Source organism: Microcoleus sp. Pol12A5, from assembly GCF_036701435.1.
Lineage (GTDB): Bacteria > Cyanobacteriota > Cyanobacteriia > Cyanobacteriales > Microcoleaceae > Microcoleus.
The window spans coordinates 1-18,972 of sequence record NZ_JAUBQU010000056.1; the positions used below are offsets into that span (position 1 = coordinate 1).

Genomic DNA, 18,972 nt, shown 5'->3' on the forward strand with positions numbered 1-18,972 from the left:
CTCATTACCTAGCTATAACTGTTGCCTCGTTTACCTATCTTTACATACTTCAGTCTTTTCAGCCCGACCTACTTAAGAGATAAAGCACTGCCCGCAACTATTCATACACTTCTGCTGAAAAATATTCTGGTAAAGACAGTATTTGTTAGACTAAAATGTTTTATTAACGGTAACAAATTGAGATACATTTACTACAGAATCTTTGGACAAACCCGTAACTTCTATCGGCAACCAAACATTATATCGATAGTGATATGATGCCTCGCCCGCCCCAGAAAACATTCAAACCGCTGTCTAACCGATAAATTGCAGGCTAAACCTCAAATCTATCGCAAATGCCTCCACACTGACCATAAAAATTTATGGCTAGTGGGCATCTCTTTCTAACTGTTGGGAAATCTCTTTGAGCGCATCGATCGTGCAAATTAAGCGGGGATGCTCTGGATCTAATAAATCGAGTTGCTCCCAGGGAATACGATATCCCTTATGTAGATTGCGGGCACCCAAAAGATGCAGCAAACCTGCGCCTAAATTCCAGGCAGACAAACGCTCGACGATCGCCGGTATGCCCACCAAATATTCTACAATTACCCAATCGTCGCCTTGCTGCTGAGCGCGCACCTCTTCAATGCGTCCAACGCGATTGCCCGTTGAATCAAATACGCATTTACCCAGCAGCAGTTCTAAGTGTAGTTCGCGACTTGCCATCAACTTCCTCCTGGAATGTGTTTAATCACGCGATCGCGCAGCCAGACTTCGTAGGCTAATGCGGGAGTTTGTTCGGCATCGAGATCCACTTCCACATCAATGCCGATGTTTCGCACCTTCGACCAAGCAATGCGAAACGGTTCGGTGTGTTTAGCGCCCCACTTGCTGGCAATCGCGGCAACCCAACGCGCCCAACGGGGATGAAGTCGATGCGCTAAGGTGGTGACTCCTGTTTCAAGATAGGCCAGTCGCGGCGGCTGTCCCTCTACGAGTTCTACAACAATGCCATCGACCTTGCCCATCTTGCGTTGGTTGCGATCGACAATCTGATTATCTAGGACATCTCGAATTACATCCATATCAACCTCCAAGCACTTCTAATGGAATGGCGACGATCGCTAGGACAAAAGTCAGAACAAGTGTGAAAATGGTAATACTGTTACTGATCCAGCCGTTGCAATGGTCGCCCACATACTCGCGATCGTTCATCAACACCAAGAACGGGATAATCGTCAGCGGTAAAATTACGGCAGTCAATGCCATTGAAAATAAAGTTAGTTGCAACGGATCGATTCCCACCACCATCAGCAGTGATGCCAGAAATACAAACACTGTGTAAACAAAGCTGAAACGGGCTGCCTCTTTGGGATGCAAAGTTTCACCCCAGTTCCAACCAAAGGCTTGCGCCAGAATATAAGCCGTGTCTAAGCTAACTTCCAAAGCCGCTCCAAAACAAGCAACGCCCAGCGATGCAGCAAACAGCACAAATCCCCAATATCCGAAAGGTTGGGTCAACATCAAAGCTGCTTGTTCGTAGCTGTCTACTTGAATTCCTCGCGGGTGCAATACCTGTGCCGCCACAATCAGCACTCCCAGCGAGACGAGGCTACCAAACCCCATGCCTAGCCCAGCAACTGCACGATTTACACCGAGATGCGATCGGTCCCATTTATCTTCAACGGCACCAGAGGAGTAGAAGTAAAACAAATAGGGACTAATTAATGCGCCGAGGATGCTGACGGCAATAAACAGATAATGGGCGGTGTCTTGTTGGGGTATAGTTGGCAAAAGTCCTTCAGCAACCGCAGGTAATGCTGGACGAAGCTTGAAGGTTGCCACCACAAACGCCAGTGTAATCAGTCCTAGGAAGGAAACGCCGTTTTCAATTAAGCTAAAAGTGCCCTTCCAAAGCAACAGCCAGATTGCAAAGGCAACGGGTAGCGCCCACCATTGAAAGCTAATGCCTGTTACGAGTTGCAGCGCAATGCAGACGCCGCCAATTTCAGCACCCAGCACTAAAAAATCGACGATGACCTCGGCAATCAACGGGAATATGAAGAAATTGAAGCCCAATCGTTCGCGAACGGCATCTGCCAAAGTGTGTTTGCTGACTGCCGCGAGGCGACCTGACATTTCGACTAAAGCGATGACACAAATCGTGCCTAGAACGATCGTCCAAATCAACTGAAACTCGAAGCTAGAGCCTGCTTCTGCGGCTGTGGCGATCGCTCCCACATCTAGGAATCCGCCAATACTGGTGACAATACCCAAAGCAATTTCCCGAATCTTGTTCATGACCGGTCTCCCTGCGCTTTGAGCAATGCTTCAAGCTGCTGTTGTTCAGTTGCAAGCTGCGCTAGAGGTGTGGCGATCGCGGCTTTGCGGTGCTGCTTGACGGCCGTTGTCATCTGCTGAAGCGTTTGCTGTAACTGGTATATCTGTCTTGGCAAAGTAGGAGAGTCAGTCAAATCTTTGGTTTCCTTGGCAATTTCCTGCTGGCTCTTTTCCAATGTCTGTTGAGCGTAGAGGTCGGGAATGCTACCCTGTTGCCAAGTCTCTCCCACCATACGAGCTGTCGCTGTCCAAGATTCAACCGTTTTCAGCGTTTTGACCAACTTATGATGGGAGGACGACTGACTACAGCCAGCTAGCACCAGCAGCAGACTGGCGAGTAAAGCTTTTTTCATGGGTGGCGCTCGACTCCTCTAAGCAGTTTTACTAATATTTTCCTGCTTCAAATCGACACTTAACAGCATCCTTAGAGAGATTTATCTCTTTAGGGAGATTGGCATTAGTCCTAGAAAATAAGGTGTTCTGATTTACGATCGCGATCTTACAAATCCGGCTAAACGATCGATCGCACAACACCGCCATCCACTCGCAAAGCAGCCCCGTTTATAGCAGATGATACCGGACTGGCAATAAATGCGACAAGTGCAGCCACCTCCGAAGTCTCCGCAAAACGCTGAATCAGCGAAGAAGGGCGAGTCTTTTCAAAGAACTCTTTCTCCACTTGTTCGCGAGTCACCTTTTGGTTTTCTGCCAATCCTTGAATGAACTCTTCTACTCCTTCCGATCGCGTCGGTCCCGCCAGCACAGAATTAACAGTCACATTGGTGCCAACAGTAGTCTCTGCCAAACCGCGCGCGAGAGAAAGCTGCGCCGTTTTCGTAACTCCGTAGTGAATCATTTCTGCTGGAATGTTGAGCGCCGATTCGCTAGAAATGAAAATAATCCGTCCCCAATTTTTGCTCAGCATTAATGGCAAATATTGTCGAGCCAGCCGCACCCCGCTCATGACGTTTACTTCTAGAATATTCATCCATTCGCCATCGGAAATATCCTCAAATGCTTTAGCGCCATAAATTCCTAAATTGTTTACCAAAATGTCAACTTCCGGGACTTGGTGAAATAATTCGCCGGCTCCCGTTGCCGTTCCCAAATCGGCAGCGACACCTTGAAGTTTGGCATTTGGAGCAATTTCTTTGATTTGGTCGATAGCCATTTTTACCCGCTCTTGAGTCCGTCCGTTAACGATAACAGTTGCACCTTCTTTGGCGAGTTCTGTAGCAATTGCCAACCCGATTCCGGCAGTTGAGCCGCTTACCAGTGAAATTTTACCAGAGAGTTTTAGTTCCATTTTTGTTGTTGTCTAAGAGGTATTTTAGTCTGCCGAGGCGGACTTTATAGTTTTAGTTCAATTTTTGTTGTTGTCTAAGAGGTATTTTAGTCTGCCGAGGCGGACTTTGTTTGTGCAGCATCGGGATTCTATTGGGTGGTTTTAAAGTGAATTTTTAACCAGGCGTTGACCTCACACAGTCCGTAACAAAAGCGATCGCCCCCCCAGCGGGCGATCGCCCCCCAGCATTGAAGCACCCCCAATTCCCTAACCCAACCCATCTTTAAAATTTTCCCGCAGGTTATGATTGACGGTTGGCAGCTTTTGAGAATTTAAATGCTAAACACAAATACAATAATTTCCAGTCTGCTGTTATTTATCCCGGTTTCCATCGCCGGACACTTTCTCGGCTGGGAATCCTCCACAATTTTCATCACGTCGGCTTTAGCCATCATCCCCCTAGCCGCGTGGATGGGGACGGCAACCGAAGAAATCGCCGTCGTCCTCGGTGCCAACTTGGGGGGTTTGCTGAACGCTACCTTCGGAAATGCCACGGAACTGATTATCGGCATCGTCGCCCTCAACGCCGGACTAATAGATGTTGTCAAGGCCAGCATCACCGGTTCAATTATGAGCAACCTGCTGCTGGTGATGGGATTGGCGATGCTGCTGGGGGGCTTGCGCTACAAAGAACAAGATTTTCAGCCGACAGTCGCCCGATTGAATGCTTCAGCGATGAACTTAGCCGTGATTGCCATTTTGGTGCCAACTGCTGTTAATGCCACCTCTATTGGCATCCCTCCGGCAACTATGCAGAACCTCTCTAGCGCTGTTGCTGTAGTGCTGATTGTTGTCTACGTGCTGACACTGCTGTTTTCGATGAAAACCCACAGTTATCTGTACGATGCAGGGGTAGCAGAAATAGAAATGCTTGAAGAATTAGCCGAAAGTAACTTAGCACCAGACAGTCCTGACCACAAAGTCAATCTGCCGCTGTGGATTGGGGTGCTGTTGGCCTGTACCCTGATGGTAGCTGTCGAGTCGGAACTGTTGGTGGGTACTCTGGAAGAAGCGACGGCGCGTTTGGGGCTGACATCACTGTTTACCGGGGTGATTTTAGTGCCGATTATTGGTAATGCTGCCGAACATACGACGGCGGTGACGGTGGCGATGAAAAATAAAATGGATTTGTCGGTTTCTGTGGCCGTGGGTTCGAGTTTGCAAATTGCTTTGTTTGTGGCCCCGGTGTTGGTTTTGGCAGGTTTTGTCTTGGGCAAACCGATGGACTTGAACTTCAACCCGTTTGAACTTGTAGCGGTTGCTGTGTCGGTGCTAATCGCCAATTCTATCAGTTCTGACGGCAACTCTAACTGGCTAGAAGGTACTTTGCTGTTGGCAGCTTATACGGTTTTGGCGCTGGCGTTCTACTTCCATCCGGTAATTGAGGGACTTGTTTAAAAGGCTTTCTTCTGCTGAAGGAGAGGGAAGAGGGAATCAAGAAGAAGGCAGATTTTTTCACTCGCCCACTCTTCCACTCGCCTACTCTCACTTCTTTCTTCGAGAGTGGTGGTTGCGATCGTACAATTGAAATGTAGCTGCTCTCTAGTTATTAGTTCTGGTGTGTTTGTACATTATGTGCTCTCATCAGGGATTTGTGACCTCGATCGGCTATGACAAACAACAAAAGCTTTGGCCTCAACCCGATCGTTAGATCGCAGTGCCCCCGGTTATAAAAAAACACGGGATGCTGAAGTCAAGCGAGACTAAAACCTCCCTTGACTTCATAGACGCTGCAAGATTTAAATCAAGGGTACTCATGAGTCTTTTACTGGGTGTGCTACGATCGTCATAAGTTGACAATTGAGTTGGACTAAATAGCCAAAAAGTTCACCAAAGTTAGTCATACTTAACTTGACTGATTAACATTCTGGGCAGTATGATTAAATCAATGCCGAAAAAAAGGCTTAATAATCTGGGAGAGTAAACCGAGCGTGCAAGTCAAAACTGACCAGCCTGTCACAAGGTCGAACGGGAGCCCGCGTTTCGTTAAATAGGTTGAAAATAGTGGATGACTCACGGCTAAAAGCTTCAACTAAAATTAATTCAATTAGGGTGGGCTACATCCGAATTGACGCCTGTGGACAAGAAAGAGCCGACTCCCTTGGGTGAAGCAGGAAACAAACCCTTCAGAAGTAATTCTGATTGAATGGTGAGGCTTAAATAAGTTTAGCCAAGTTTTCTGTAGCCGTAAACGACGGTCGATTTAAAACTAACCAGCCTATAAAAAGGTCGAACGGGATACCACGATTCGTTAAATTGGTTGAAAATAATGGTTAAACAATGGCTAAAAGCTTCCACAATAATAAATAGTTGTATAGACTTCAAAAATAGGGTGCTGCTCCACCCGAATTTACGCCTGTGGACAAGTAAGAGCCGACTCTCTTGGCAGAAGCAGGAATCAGACCCTCTAGAAAATACTTCTAGTTGAATGGTGAAGCTTAGATAAGTTTAGCCAAGTTTTGTATAGCAGTGTCAAAGTAAAACTTGATAGAGCAACCTCAATCAGGGTTATGTGGCTTCTGTGAGTTATTGCCTCAATCCCAAATGCCCGAATCCTTCCGATCCAGCCAACTCTGGCAAATCCGTGTGTATCCACTGCGGGTCTGAACTTTTGTTGCAAGGTCGATATCGGCTCGTCGCGCCTCTCGGAGGCGGCGGCTTTGGCAGAACATTTGAAGTGGACGACAACGGCGCCCGAAGAGTGCTCAAAGTCCTGCTCAAAGAACATCCCAAAGCTGTAGAACTGTTTAAGCAAGAAGCCGACGTATTGGTCAGGCTCAGACATCCAGGTATTCCAAAAGTCGATCGCGACGGTTATTTTACATTTACACCCGCTAACAGCACAGAGTCTTTTCACTGTCTGGTGATGGAGAAAATTGCTGGGGCCAATTTGCAAGACTGGCTGAAACATCGGGGCCGCCCCATCAGTCAAGAACAAGCTGTGAACTGGCTCAAACAACTGTCGGAAATTTTAGACCAAGTTCACCGCCTCAACTATTTCCATCGGGATATCAAGCCGCACAATATTATGTGCAAGCCAAACGGGCAGTTAGTGCTGATTGACTTCGGGACTGCTCGGGAAGTGTCGGCGACTTATTTCGCTAAGGTGGGTCAGGGGCAAAATGTGACTGGTATTGTTTCCCCCGGCTACACGCCGCCCGAACAAACTAATGGCAAGGCTGTTCCGCAATCGGATTTTTTTGCTCTGGGGCGCACTTTTGTTTATTTGCTGACTGGAAAGCCGCCGACTGCCTTTCCAGAGAACCCGCGCACTGGCAGATTAATGTGGCGCAAAGGAGCTCCTCAGGTTTCCGACGCAGTGGCTAATGTAATCGATTATCTGATGGCGCCTTTTCCGGGAAATCGACCTCAAAGTCCGCAGATGGTTTTGCAGTGCTTGGAGGAAATTAATCTCGATGGCGCGGAAAGCCAGTTGCCGACTCAGTTGCCGACGACGGGGCAAACTAAAATTCGTGCAACTGCCGGGGAGGCTGGGGCGAAAAAGCAGACTTCTGTAAACCGCCTCAGACCTCTGAATTCGGGATTGAACAAGACCGAGAAAGATGTTTTTGATTGGAAACAGAAGTTGCTGGCGGGCACGGCTGTTTTGATGCTGGGTATTGGCGCGTCTCAAATATACGGTTCGCTGCGTTACGGGGTGTTTCCGGCAAACCCGGTGTGGCTGCTTTCTAGTTTACCTAGCAGTCAGTTTTTGCAAAGAAGTTTGGATAATAAAGGGAGTGTAAATGCGATCGCCCTGTCCCCCGACGGTCAAACTTTGGTCAGCGCCAGCATTGGGACGATTAAAATTTGGAATGTGAGGACGGGACGCCTCCTGGTGCCGCCTCTCAAGTCGGTGCCTTCTAAAACATCTGTTAACACGCTGGCGGTGAGCCCGGACAGCTCAATTTTGGCCAGCGGCGGCGACAAGAATGTGATTCTCTGGGATTTGAAGACGGGGCGGCGGATGCGGACGATTCCCGCTCACAAAGCCGCCGTCAACGCCATCGCTTTTAGCAGGGACGGTCAAACTCTCGCTAGCGGCAGCGATGACAAAACTATTCGCTTGTGGGATGTCAAAACCGGCAGCAGGTTGCGGACTTTGAGCGGCCACACCGGAGGAGTAAACGCGATCGCTTTGAGCCGGGACGGTAAAACTCTGGCTAGCGGCAGCGATGACAAGACTGTGCGTTTGTGGAATCTCGGCACCGGAGAAGTCAGAAGAATTATCACAGGTCACGGGGGCGCGGTTAATGCTGTGGCTTTTAGTCCGAACGGGAAAATTGTGGCTAGCGCTAGCACCGACAATACGATCCGCTTGTCGAACGTCCAAGACGGGAAGCGCACCCGCACTTTTAAAGGGCATTCGAGTTCGGTGAGGACGATCGCCTTTAGCCCGGACAGTCGTACTTTGATCGGCGGCGGCGGAGATATTATAGTTTGGGATTTGAAGACGGGAAAAGAAAGAAACACTCTTTCTGGTCACAGTCAGTTTGTGAGTTCTGTTGCTATTGCCAGAGATAGCAAGACTTTTGTGACCGGCAGTCCCGATCGCACTATTAAGATTTGGCGAATGCCATAATTATTAGTTATTAGTTATTGGTTATTTGTGATTAGAAGAGTGCAAATAACTAATAACCAAGTAGCAATTATATCATCTCCGGTGACTTAACCATCATATAATCGAAGGGTATTCTCAAATTTCCTCCTATCTCTAAACAGAGATGAAATCTTCAGTGCCCATGAGATTGGGAGCAACGCCTGTCAAAGCAGCTAAAACTTCACCGCTGCTAGCTAATCCAATTAATGTGCCGTTAGTTCCAGCGGAAATTGATAGTTGTCCGAAAGTCAAGCCATTAATTAATTGAATGGTATCTTGAGAGTTGCCGAAATCAGAGATTGTATCAACTCCCAACCCCGCACCTAAAACAAATACATCGTTGCCCGCGCCGCCGACAAGATTATCGTCGCCCAAACCGCCGTTGAGGGTGTCAAAACCTTTGCCACCAGACAGGTAGTCGCTGCCGTCGCCACCATTAAGGATATCATTGCCCCGCAAACCAGTCAGCAGGTCATCGCCTGCCAAACCGTTGATGAGATCGTTGCCTGGAGTGCCTGTCAGGTTGTCGTTGCCGGGAGTGCCGTTGATGGCGTTTGGAGAGTTATTGATGCCGCCTGGAGTGTTGCCGATGTCAGCAACGAATACGTCTGGGCCGTTGTTGGTATCTCCCGGCATGAGATTGGCGGCCAAAGATGAAAACGCCACTTTCTGCCCGTTGGCCGAGATAGAGGGGTAATTGGAGAAGTTGTTCCCCTGATTGCCTGCTGAGTCAACAAAGGCGCGGGTGGTGGTATTGGTTAACAAGTCGCGCGCGAAGATGTCGGTTTGATTGTTAGTATCCCCCGGCACGAGGTTAGTGGCATCAGATAAAAACGCCACAAACCGCCCGTCCGCTGAGATGGAGGGAGAGAAGGAGTTGCTGTTCCCCGGATTGCCTGCTGAGTCTACAGAGACGCGGGTGGTGGTATTGGTTAACAAGTCCCGCACGAAGATGTCTCCGGTATTGTTATCCCCCGGCACTATGTTGGAGGCATCAGAAGAAAACGCCACAAACTGCCCGTCGGCTGAGATGGAGGGAGGGAAAGAGTAGCGGTTCGCCTGGTTGCCTGCTGAGTCTACAGAGACGCGGGTGGTGGTATTGGTGGACAAGTCGCGCACGAAGATGTCGTCGTTATCGTTAGTATCGCCCGGTACTAGGTTGGTGGAATTAGATAAAAACGCCACAAACCGCCCGTCGGCTGAGATGGAGGGGTTATACGAGTCACGGTTCCCGTAATTGCCTGCTGAGTCTACAGAGACGCGGGTGGTGGTATTGGTTAACAAGTCCCGCACGAAGATGTCGTCGTTATTGTTAGTATCCCCCGGTACTAGGTTGGTGGAATTAGATAAAAACGCCACAAACCGCCCGTCGGCTGAGATGGAGGGTGAACCGGATTTATTGTTCCCCGGATTGCCTGCTGAGTCTACAGAGACGCGGGTGGTGGTATTGGTTAACAAGTCCCGCACGAAGATGTCGGTTTGATTGTTAGTATCCCCCGGCACTATGTTGGTGGAAATAGATCCAAACGCCACAAACTGCCCGTCGGCTGAGATGGAGGGGAACAGCGAGTAGCTGTTCCCCGGATTGCCTGCTGAGTCTACAGAGACGCGAGTAATAGTCATAAGCTCTCATATTTAAGAGTAGAAGGAAGGAGATTTCCTAATGTTACTCACAGTACACAAGATAGGCAAGCTCATATTCCCCGCCCGTTTTTGGCAAATTCATCAACTGTTTGCTGGGATAATTCGTGAACTGCCATTGCTTGCAACACGTCAAAAGGCAATGTCAAATGATGGGCGCCAGCTAATAAAGTCTTTACCGCTTCTTCGGGCGATTTAATACTAGCTGCCAAAATTTCAGTATTTGTTTTTTTCAAGACATCTGCCATATCTTGGACTAAAGCAAAACCGTCTCCCAACAATCTGGTGGCGCGATTCACATAGGCGATCGCATATTTGGCACCCGCTTCTGCTGAGACAACTGCTTGTGATGCGCTGTATATCGCCGTCACCGCGCAAGGAATTTCCGGTGACAAATGCCCTACTGCTTGGAAACCCGCAGCCGTTGCTGGAACTTTCAACACTGTTTGCTGTCCAATTAATTCAAAAGCCGCTTTTCCTTCTGCTACCATGCCATCAACATCAGATGCCATTAGCTGATAATACACTTCCCCAGGAATCAGTTGTGCCAGTTGTTTAAGGGTTTGCTCGGGAGATAACTCGCTTTTTGCCAAAAGTGTCGGATTAGTAGTAATTCCCGCTATCCATCCGAACTTGCTGGCCCGTGCGGCTTCCGCTACAATTGCAGTATCAACATAAATTGCCATCGGCTCTACACCTTCAGTTTGTTAATAATTTCCAGACGGTTGCTTGCAGATTGATATAAATCCGAGCGAAATTAATTGTTAGTCTTTAACAATATTAGAATCTCGGAAATATTACTGTTAAGTAAATATAACACTTCAGTGATGTGCATCATCGGTAGTAGTGCATGAGTTTTGAGTTTAACAGGACTTAGGCTCAGAAATCCCGTTTATTACCAAAAATTGGTGGAGGACGAGCTATCGGTGAATAAATCGCCTTTCTGAGGAAAATTGGCTAAGTGCTATTTAAGATAGCTAACAAGTGAAATCAAAGCTTTTAAGTCATTTGGTAACTGCGATTGTCTGGTAAGGAAAACTTGACTCGCCAAATCCCGGATACAAATAAATTACATTTGTATTAAGGATTATGTATGCAATAACTCCAGGAGGTGACTCAGAAAATGACCGAAGAAAAAAATCAGCAGCCACAAGTCAGCCTTGAGACATCTTCTGAACAACCCGTGTTGGAAAAACCAGCAGAAACTGCTGAAGAATTGTCGATCGATGTTAAGTTTGAAACTCTGTCTCAAGCGGTTGAAAATAACGCCGAAGAACGTTTGAAGGCTCTAGGTCGCTTAATGATGGTGAGCCTAACTTGGTCCCTGGCGGGGCTTTCCAAACGCGAGTAAGTTATGGAACACTACCGCAACGGGCGAGTTATGATTTGTGAGTTTTGTTGTAAGTTTTGTTGAACTAAAAACTTACAACTCCCGCACTTACATGATGTCCTGTTAGTTGTAATAAAACCTGTTTTTCGGGAAAATTTTAGTCTTTAAAGCAACAACAAAAGTCTTCAACAGACCACTCATGAATTTTATTTTATTCCTTCAAACTGCCCCAAAAAAGTCGGTTCTGGACGGGTAACGCGCACTTCCCAAAGCGCTTTGAGGACTGCAAAAAATTCGCGGAAAGTGTAGCGAATCATGCCCTTTTGGCGAAATTTGCCCCAATCCGGCGTTCCTAAACCGATCGCCTCTACGCCCAACTGGCGGCAGGTATAAACAGCGCGGGCTAAGTGAAAGTTTTGGGTAACTAAAACAGCCTGGGTTATGCCAAAAATCTCTTTCGCCCGGTAGCAACTTTCATAGGTGCTAAATCCGGCATAATCGAGAATGATATTATTAGTCGGTACGCCCTGGGCTGCGGCGTAGTCCTGCATTGCTTGGACTTCGTTGTAATCTACGCTGCTATTGTCTCCTGTCATCAAAAGTTGGTCCACTCGCCCCGCTTTGTACAAATCGACGGCTGCTTGCACTCGATCGGCTAACATTGGGCTTGGAGTGCCGTCTTCCCAAACTCCGGCACCAAAAACTATAGCGATGGGTTCTGCCGGCACGCTAGCTATATCGCTGTAGCGGTAGTTGCTGGTAACAAGCCTGACGTAGTAGTTGAGGGCTAGGGGTGCGATCGCTGAGGTTAATATTAACAGCCCGATAGCAAAGCGCCATTGAAATATAAAGGATTTAGGCAACATAAATTCAAGTTAACTTCCTATATAATTACAAAAACAGGAAACTTCGCGGGTCTAAAAATTGTCAAGTTACCTAATTTACATTATATTGACAAAAATATGATTCAAAAACAGCAAAACTTTGAATTGCTGGAATCAATTTTATGGGAACCCAAAAACGGCTATTTTTTGCTAGACAGACATCTTCAAAGATTAGAGCGATCGGCCGATTATTTTAATTTCCCCCTATCACTAACAGAAGCAAGCAAAGCTTTACAAGCATTAAGTATGACTTGCGGGTCAGTCAAACAAAAAATACGGTTAACAATATCTTGTGAGGGAAACATAACATTACAAGCTCAGACACTAGATAGCGGTATCTTAAAAATCGGTGCATCTGTGGGAATTGCCAGCCAACCGATAGATTCTCAAAACCCATTTCTTTACCACAAGACAACTTACCGATTGCCTTATACAATGGCTTTGGAGTCGCAGCCCGAATATCAGGATGTCTTTCTGTGGAATCAAGATGGAGTTATCACCGAATCTACGATCGCCAATATCGCGATCGATACACCCGCAGGTCTAATCACCCCTCCCGTCAAGTGCGGTTTATTACCGGGGACGTTTCGTTCTCAACTTTTAGAGGAGGGAAAAATCAGAGAAGAATTAATTACCTTAGATGATTTGCACAGTGCCCAAACTCTATTTCTAATTAACTCCGTTAGGGGTTGGATACGCCTCAAAAAAGAAGCAACCAGAGATGTTTGGCAAGTTGTCAGTAATGGCTAAAATAACGCTTTCAATCGATTTTAGTAGGGTGCGAACTGTGCATTTACTACTACAGATAGTGTCAAAATTGACTCGTAGCGTAAGTCCTGAAAGTGTTAACCCTCATGCAATCTATTATGAAACAAATACAATCTTGGCATTGGCGAAAACTTCCCCTAAATCAGCGCAGCGGAGCGGAGATTTTTGAAATTTTATTTCTCGGTAAAACTGCCGACTGTGCAGGCTCACGATCGGATTGTTTCCCCCGTGATATGGCAGTTCTACTAGAAAGTCCAGTTACATCTTCTACTAACTTGGTACGATATTCTATTTGTGCAGGTTCTCCCCGGATAATTGATGGTAAATCTGAGCTATGGACACCCCCCGTCGGTGAAATCTTACCTTTTTTGCGGGTTCTCTTGGACTCTCACAACCAAAATTTAGCAGTGAATGTACCGCCGGAAATTCCTTTTACTGGGGGTTGGTTGGGATGGCTAGGTTATGATTTAGCATGGGAAATCGAACACCTGCCCCAACTCAATACCGATCCGCTTCCTTTCCCGGTTAGCTGTTGGTACGAACCAGAATCTTTTGCGGTTTTAGACCATCAAACGCAAATTCTCTGGTTGGCTGCGAGTCAACCTTCTCACCTCGATGTTATGCAGCATCAATTAGAGCAAACCGATCGAGAAATAATCGAGAATAATTTACCAGAAAATTATCAACAAAATTCCGCTACTCCTATTTTCCAATTATCTGAGAGTGAGTATAAAGAAATAGTGCGAAAAGCTCAGAAGTATATTCATGCGGGCGATATTTTTCAGGCAAATTTATCTTTGCGGTTTGAAGCCCGTACAGATTGCAGTAGTTGGTCAATTTACCGCGCTTTGCAACGGATCAATCCTTCGCCTTTTGCAAGTTATTGGCAAACTCCGTGGGGGGCGATAGTTAGTTGTTCGCCGGAAAGACTCGTTCAATTATTAGGAAAAAAAGTGGATACTAGACCGATCGCGGGAACGCGACCGCGAGGTTTAACCTGCATTCAAGATGAGAAGTTAGCACAGGAATTAATAGAGAATATCAAAGAAAGAGCCGAACATATTATGTTAGTTGACTTAGAGCGCAACGATATCGGGAGGGTGTGTGAATGGGGTTCGGTAAAAGTTAACGAATTTCTGACCGTTGAACGCTACAGTCACGTGATGCACCTCGTCAGTAATGTTATCGGTACATTAAGAGGAGATTGCGACGCGATCGACTTAATTCGAGGGGTATTTCCGGGCGGTACGATTACAGGTTGTCCGAAAGTGCGCTGTCTGGAAATCATCGAAGAATTGGAACCCGTGAAGCGCAATTTATTTTACGGTTCCTGCGGTTATTTAGACTGGCGCGGCAACCTGGATTTAAATATTTTGATTCGCACCCTTTTATATGCACCAAAAAGTGACGGTACGACCGGGGGAGTTGTTTGGGGACAAGTGGGTGCGGGGATTGTTGCTGATAGCGATCCAGAAAGGGAATGGCAGGAGTCGCTGCATAAAGCTCAAGCTCAAGTTAATGCTTTGAAATTAGCGGAAATATTTGATTAGAGGCGTATTATATCGATCGAGTTTTTAAGATTATTAAAAATTACGAGCGCCGATTTACTTTAGATGTAATACCGATCGAAATTGCTTGGAGAAATAAAAATATTGTAGTATTCAAGGTTAGGAAAATGTTGGTATGGTATTGCCATGATAGTTTTTTGGTAGTCATTCACAGTAATGAGAAGCTATTACGCCTTTAAATTGGAAATTATGGACAGGCTAGAAGCCCGTCCCATAAGAGTTTTATTGATTTTTGACACACAGTTTAAATGTAGAACAGCTTATCGTTCTCTTATGCAATAATTATAGTGATGTACAAAGTTAAAAATAGCCCCAATATGGTGCAAGCAGTTTTTTTGATAAAGACAAGGTTTTACGAACAAAACGAGAGATTCGCTGCCGTAAAGTATTATTAAGTCTTTCAATATGACTGGTTTTTCCCGATTCTTGGCCTACAGGTCGATGTCTTTTAAAAGGTAGCACTTCTGAATAAGAATCCCAAAAATCAGTATCACAAACAGCACATTTTCTATAGACAGGAGGTAAAGATTGCCAGAGATCGGACTGAGATCCTCCAAAAAGCCATCTATATTCTTTACGCCCAGGATCGTAGCCGATCGCGATCGCATCCTTTTCCCAAATCTCCAGTACGTTTGCACTTTTTCAGAAATAGTCCGTCCTGCGGCTATTTGCCTTGCTGTCCTGGATATTTGTGCATGAGCAGCCTTCTGTGCCGCTGGGTCAGTTAATGCCAGTGCTATTCCCAGTCAGGCAGTCAACGCCCACTGATTGAAGCAAAAGAATCAGAATAAGTTCGCCATGTTGTGTCCCTACTCGATGCAGGGTTTGTGCGTAAGTCCTGTGGATTTTACTGTACCGTAGCCCAACATTCGGTAGTAGAGTCCCTGTTTGGTAAGAAGTTCGGCGTGAGTGCCAGACTCAAAAATCTCGCCCGACTGCATCACAAAAATCAGATCGCAGTCTACTGCAGTTTCGAGTCGGTGCGTGACCAAGATGATGGTTCTGTTGCGACGTAGACGTTGCAGAGTCTCTAGTACCCACTGCTCGTGCTTCAAGTCCAGCGCATTTGTGGGTTCGTCCAGGATGAGTATAGGAGCCTTAGTGACGAGCGCCCGCGCAATAGCTAGGCGCTGTCGCTGTCCACCCGATAGGTTCTGACCGCCCTCCGCGATTAAAGTATCATACTGCTCCGGCAAGGTTTCGATGAACTCGGCTGCCCCGGATTCAGCCGCCGCTTCCCGAATATCGGAGAGCAGAGCATCCGGGCGACCGTAGGCGATATTCTCTGCGATCGTTCCGGGGAATAGTGGGCTGCCTTGGGAGACGAGCGCCATGTGCTTGCGAACATCGGCTATCTTAAGGGTGCGGAGGTCGAAGCCGTCGAGGAGGACGCTGCCCGATGTCGGGTCGTAGAAGCGCGGCAAAAGATTGAGCAACGTGCTCTTTCCCGTTCCGCTAGGGCCCAAAAACGCCACCATCTGACCCGGCTCGATACTAGCACTGATGTTCCGCAAGACGGGTTGCCCAGAGTTGTACTCGAAGCTTACGTCGGCAAGTGCTAGTGTGCGGGGATGGACGGGAAGCGATCGCGCATCAGGCTCATCTTTTATAGCAGGCGGCTCGTCAATGACCGTAAAGACGCGATCGCATGAAGCTACAAACGTCTGGATCTTAGTAGTGAACCCCAACACCCAACCTATCGGGTCCCAGAACTGCCCCAGGTACGCCATAAATACGAGCAGATCGCCGATGGTCACGCCGCCCTGCACCGGACGCAAGAACTGGTCGCGATAAACTAGGTATCCGCCGTAGCCTAAGATTACCCCGCTTCCCAGGGCGAAGACAACCTGAACCGCTAGCGGATAGAGGTTTTCTTGCCAATTGAGCCGCATGGAGGCCTTGACGCTGCGTTCCACCGCCTGCCCGAAGCGTCGCGACTCGGTTGCTTCTCGACCGAAGGACTGGATTAGCCCGATCAAATCTATAGCTTGCTGCATGGTTGAGGTCATCACCGCATCGGTCTGCTTCGACTCAAGGGCTCGACTCCTAATCCTTCCCTCGAAGTACCAATTCGCCAGTATTAGAAGCGGAGTGAAGGAAAGCGCAAACACGGTGAGAAGGACATGGCGCGACAGCATGATCCAGATCATCGCCGTCAGCGTCACCGATGCGGCAGTGGAGCCGATAAGCGTATCGATTACCCCCCAGGGGCCGAGGCTGTCGTAGCTCAACCGATAGATTGCGTCACCCTGCGATCGGGAGCCGTGCCAGCCGAGACTCAGCGCCTGCATTTTGTCGTAGAGTTCGGTGCGAACCCGCAAGGTTCCGTTGTACTGGATGCGGTAGTTCAACATCCTACGAAGCATGAAAACGGTCTCGCTCAGGATTCTAATAATCATCGCGACGAATGCCATTCCGAAAATTCGGTTCAGCGTGCTTTCACCGAACGGAGCAAGAAACAGCGTATGAATCCAGTTGGATTTCGGAGTTGGTGACAAAACTGTATCGACTAGAATCGCTATCGGCCAGGCGTTGAGAAGGTTGAAAAATACCGACGCTCCGATCAACAACAAGAGTGTGACAATCAGCCATAAGTCTTTGCGGAAGTAGGAAAGGGAGCGCAGGACGATCCGCACCAACCAATGTTGGTTAATTAACGGCATCACCATTTTTGGTGAATTCTTCTGGCTCTTCAAACGTGCTTTGAATGGAAAATTCATAAATATACTGGGTGCCTCTAAGTAAGACAATGCACCAATTAGGAAGTTTCACCCCAGTCAGAGAAGCTAGAAATTAATTTGGAGTTATAACCCTTTGTTGTCAAGCAGGGCAGATGGAATGTGAGATTATTCGACTGGTGCAAGATGTAAGTATAGTTTCGTTGTTCAAGGGTAGCTAAATAGAAAGCGAGATCGCGCGTGCTTCCTGGTGTGATGCAAAGCGCGAAACTTTTGGCAAAGCGATCGCTTTCGTTGAGACGATCTCAACTTGTTAATCGGAACTTCCCCCCTGTGGTCGATCGCATCCAAGCAAAACCCCCATCAGTCGGGCAATCGGGCTAACGCCCTCGCCCAATACATGACTACAATATTAGGGAAACCTTCAGTAAATCCACAGCTCTCTGTTGCAAAGGAGCTGGCATTGTCAGCTTGTCGAAACTAACTGAAACCAGACGCAATTTAGGCTAGACTCGGTTTTTAGCGATTGTCGATAAAATTGTTATTAACGTCCGAAAACTTGGAACTGGAAAACACTCACAAGTACATTTTGTTGAAGCTTTCCGTTTTGCTGGAGTGGATGACTTAACCGGGACAACCACCGACCCTGACTCAGAAGCATTCAACCACTCCTCATCCTCAAACAACGACGACGGACGGTAATCGTTGACACATATGCTCTTCTAAGTAATAAGCTAACACACATAAAAACAGGTGTGCAAGCACCAACAGAAGTTGTATCACTAGGAACAACACCCACAGCATCACTTATAACGGAAACACCACCAATACTGGAAGCTGCACTGCCAGCTCTAACAGCACCGCAGCCGAAAGCATCAGCAGCAGAACCAGTCCCCGCTCCATCCCAAGAGAGCAGTCTGACTCACCGACTCCAAGCACCCGACAAAGAAATAACGGTCAGGTTTACGCTGGATATGTCCGTCGGGAGAGCACCGCAAGCTGTCGATGCTGGCAGCCAGGACGGGGCGCAAGAAAGTCGATATTGTGCGGATGCTGCTAGAGGACGGGTTGAAGGAGGTGGAGGGGTAAGGGGTGGAAGAATATTTTGAACAATCTTCGTATCATACTTCAACATTTTACCATATTGAACTTAATTCAGCCGGGGCTTACAGTCTTTCCTATTCCTCAATTATCTTTAGGGTTTGCTAAACTTCAATCTATCGTTTATAGGCTGACTTCCTCAATTTTTATATTTCTGTCTCACCCTGATTTCTATTTTTCTTCTGCCTCAAGTGACATAAGAGAGTTAATAACTCGTTAGAGTCGGTGCGTAAATCCTTCTGCAATAATTTATTAGACTTTTTCAACACTTATTGTGGGGCAGGCAGGATGCCTGCCCAAGACTTGCTTTTCACTCGTAGGTCTATTGATTGCCCGAACCAACTGCCTGGGAAATTGAATTAAATCCTTTTTCTTCTAACTTTTGCAACAAGCCTTGGAGAATCCGACGCACCATCCAAGGCCCTTCGTAAACCCAACCCGTGTAAACTTGAATTAAACTCGCACCGGCGGCTATTTTTTCCCAAGCATCTTCGGCGGTGAAAATGCCACCAACTCCAATTATGGGTAATTCGCCTTTTGTATATTGCCAGATAAATCGGATTACTTCTGTCGATCGCTCTCGCACAGGAAGCCCGCTAATTCCCCCGGCTTCTTCGGCGATTGGTTTGCCTGTTTCTCGCAATATTTGTGTTTTCAGTCCGTCGCGGCGGATGGTGGTATTTGTGGCGATAATTCCTGCTAGTTGGTAGGTTTTTGCTAAGTCGAGGATTGATA

General features: G+C 47.3%; 16 protein-coding genes and 3 pseudogenes. 7 read left to right on the forward strand and 12 right to left on the reverse strand.

Annotated elements, in window-relative coordinates; genetic code table 11:
• Positions 1-366 precede the first annotated feature (366 nt).
• From QUA45_RS16210 to QUA45_RS16235, 6 genes are all read right to left on the reverse strand, one after another.
• Positions 367-708, reverse strand: a complete 342-nt coding sequence (locus QUA45_RS16210; RefSeq protein ID WP_333152250.1) for a hypothetical protein — start codon at positions 706-708, stop codon at positions 367-369.
• Positions 708-1,067, reverse strand: coding sequence for a hypothetical protein (locus tag QUA45_RS16215; protein WP_333152248.1), 360 nt, complete (start codon positions 1,065-1,067; stop codon positions 708-710). The genes QUA45_RS16210 and QUA45_RS16215 overlap by 1 nt, the downstream gene beginning before the upstream one ends.
• 1 nt (position 1,068) lies before the next feature.
• Positions 1,069-2,283: a divalent metal cation transporter gene (locus QUA45_RS16220; RefSeq protein ID WP_333221518.1), complete on the reverse strand. Its 1,215-nt coding sequence runs from the start codon at positions 2,281-2,283 to the stop codon at positions 1,069-1,071.
• Entirely contained in the window at positions 2,280-2,675 is a 396-nt protein-coding gene (locus tag QUA45_RS16225) for a hypothetical protein (RefSeq protein WP_333152243.1), read from the reverse strand. Before QUA45_RS16225 ends, QUA45_RS16220 begins: the two co-directional genes overlap by 4 nt.
• 158 nt (positions 2,676-2,833) lie before the next feature.
• Positions 2,834-3,628 (reverse strand): SDR family oxidoreductase, encoded by a 795-nt coding sequence (locus tag QUA45_RS16230; protein WP_333097233.1) that lies wholly within the window; start codon positions 3,626-3,628, stop codon positions 2,834-2,836.
• A gap of 128 nt (positions 3,629-3,756) precedes the next feature.
• Positions 3,757-3,888 (reverse strand): hypothetical protein, encoded by a 132-nt coding sequence (locus QUA45_RS16235; RefSeq protein WP_333097234.1) that lies wholly within the window; start codon positions 3,886-3,888, stop codon positions 3,757-3,759.
• Positions 3,889-3,943: 55 nt separating this feature from the next.
• On the opposite strand from QUA45_RS16235, the gene cax reads away from it, so the two are divergent.
• Both cax and QUA45_RS16245 read left to right on the forward strand, forming a co-directional pair.
• On the forward strand, positions 3,944-5,065 hold the full coding sequence (cax, locus tag QUA45_RS16240) for a calcium/proton exchanger (RefSeq protein ID WP_333040146.1): 1,122 nt from the start codon (positions 3,944-3,946) through the stop codon (positions 5,063-5,065).
• A 1,114-nt stretch (positions 5,066-6,179) separates the two neighbouring features.
• Positions 6,180-8,249, forward strand: coding sequence for a serine/threonine-protein kinase (locus QUA45_RS16245; RefSeq protein WP_333221520.1), 2,070 nt, complete (start codon positions 6,180-6,182; stop codon positions 8,247-8,249).
• A 132-nt stretch (positions 8,250-8,381) separates the two neighbouring features.
• On the opposite strand, the gene QUA45_RS16250 is transcribed toward QUA45_RS16245, so the two are convergent.
• Together QUA45_RS16250 and QUA45_RS16255 are read right to left on the reverse strand one after the other, a co-directional pair.
• On the reverse strand, positions 8,382-9,890 hold the full coding sequence (locus tag QUA45_RS16250; RefSeq protein WP_333221522.1) for a calcium-binding protein: 1,509 nt from the start codon (positions 9,888-9,890) through the stop codon (positions 8,382-8,384).
• Between the two features lie 71 nt (positions 9,891-9,961).
• Positions 9,962-10,594: a transaldolase family protein gene (locus tag QUA45_RS16255; RefSeq protein ID WP_333097240.1), complete on the reverse strand. Its 633-nt coding sequence runs from the start codon at positions 10,592-10,594 to the stop codon at positions 9,962-9,964.
• 437 nt (positions 10,595-11,031) lie between these two features.
• Here QUA45_RS16255 and QUA45_RS16260 point away from each other — a divergent pair, with 437 nt between their 5' ends.
• Positions 11,032-11,259, forward strand: coding sequence for a hypothetical protein (locus QUA45_RS16260; protein WP_333147159.1), 228 nt, complete (start codon positions 11,032-11,034; stop codon positions 11,257-11,259).
• Positions 11,260-11,444: 185 nt separating this feature from the next.
• Here QUA45_RS16260 and QUA45_RS16265 read toward each other — a convergent pair whose 3' ends face one another.
• Positions 11,445-12,104: an ElyC/SanA/YdcF family protein gene (locus QUA45_RS16265; RefSeq protein ID WP_333221524.1), complete on the reverse strand. Its 660-nt coding sequence runs from the start codon at positions 12,102-12,104 to the stop codon at positions 11,445-11,447.
• Positions 12,105-12,200: 96 nt separating this feature from the next.
• Here QUA45_RS16265 and QUA45_RS16270 point away from each other — a divergent pair, with 96 nt between their 5' ends.
• Positions 12,201-12,872 (forward strand): aminotransferase class IV, encoded by a 672-nt coding sequence (locus QUA45_RS16270; RefSeq protein ID WP_333221526.1) that lies wholly within the window; start codon positions 12,201-12,203, stop codon positions 12,870-12,872.
• A 116-nt stretch (positions 12,873-12,988) separates the two neighbouring features.
• Positions 12,989-14,440 (forward strand): anthranilate synthase component I, encoded by a 1,452-nt coding sequence (locus tag QUA45_RS16275; protein WP_333097246.1) that lies wholly within the window; start codon positions 12,989-12,991, stop codon positions 14,438-14,440.
• Between the two features lie 278 nt (positions 14,441-14,718).
• Here QUA45_RS16275 and QUA45_RS16280 read toward each other — a convergent pair.
• Together QUA45_RS16280 and QUA45_RS16285 are read right to left on the reverse strand one after the other, a co-directional pair.
• Positions 14,719-14,995 (reverse strand): annotated as a pseudogene (locus tag QUA45_RS16280) (IS1 family transposase); the annotation flags it as partial.
• 272 nt (positions 14,996-15,267) lie between these two features.
• Positions 15,268-17,178 carry an ABC transporter ATP-binding protein gene (locus QUA45_RS16285; protein WP_333221528.1) on the reverse strand — a complete coding sequence of 637 codons (1,911 nt, stop codon included), beginning with the start codon at positions 17,176-17,178 and terminating at the stop codon, positions 15,268-15,270.
• 713 nt (positions 17,179-17,891) lie between these two features.
• Between QUA45_RS16285 and QUA45_RS16290 the strand changes: the two genes are divergently transcribed.
• The gene (locus QUA45_RS16290; protein WP_333221530.1) at positions 17,892-18,245 is read left to right on the forward strand and encodes a hypothetical protein; all 354 of its coding nucleotides are present in this window, start codon (positions 17,892-17,894) and stop codon (positions 18,243-18,245) included.
• Positions 18,209-18,457, forward strand: a pseudogene (locus QUA45_RS16295) (hypothetical protein); the annotation flags it as partial. The gene QUA45_RS16290 and the pseudogene QUA45_RS16295, both read left to right, overlap by 37 nt.
• Positions 18,458-18,559: 102 nt before the next feature.
• On the opposite strand, the pseudogene QUA45_RS16300 reads toward QUA45_RS16295, so the two are convergent.
• Positions 18,560-18,972, reverse strand: a pseudogene (locus QUA45_RS16300) (quinone-dependent dihydroorotate dehydrogenase); the annotation flags it as partial.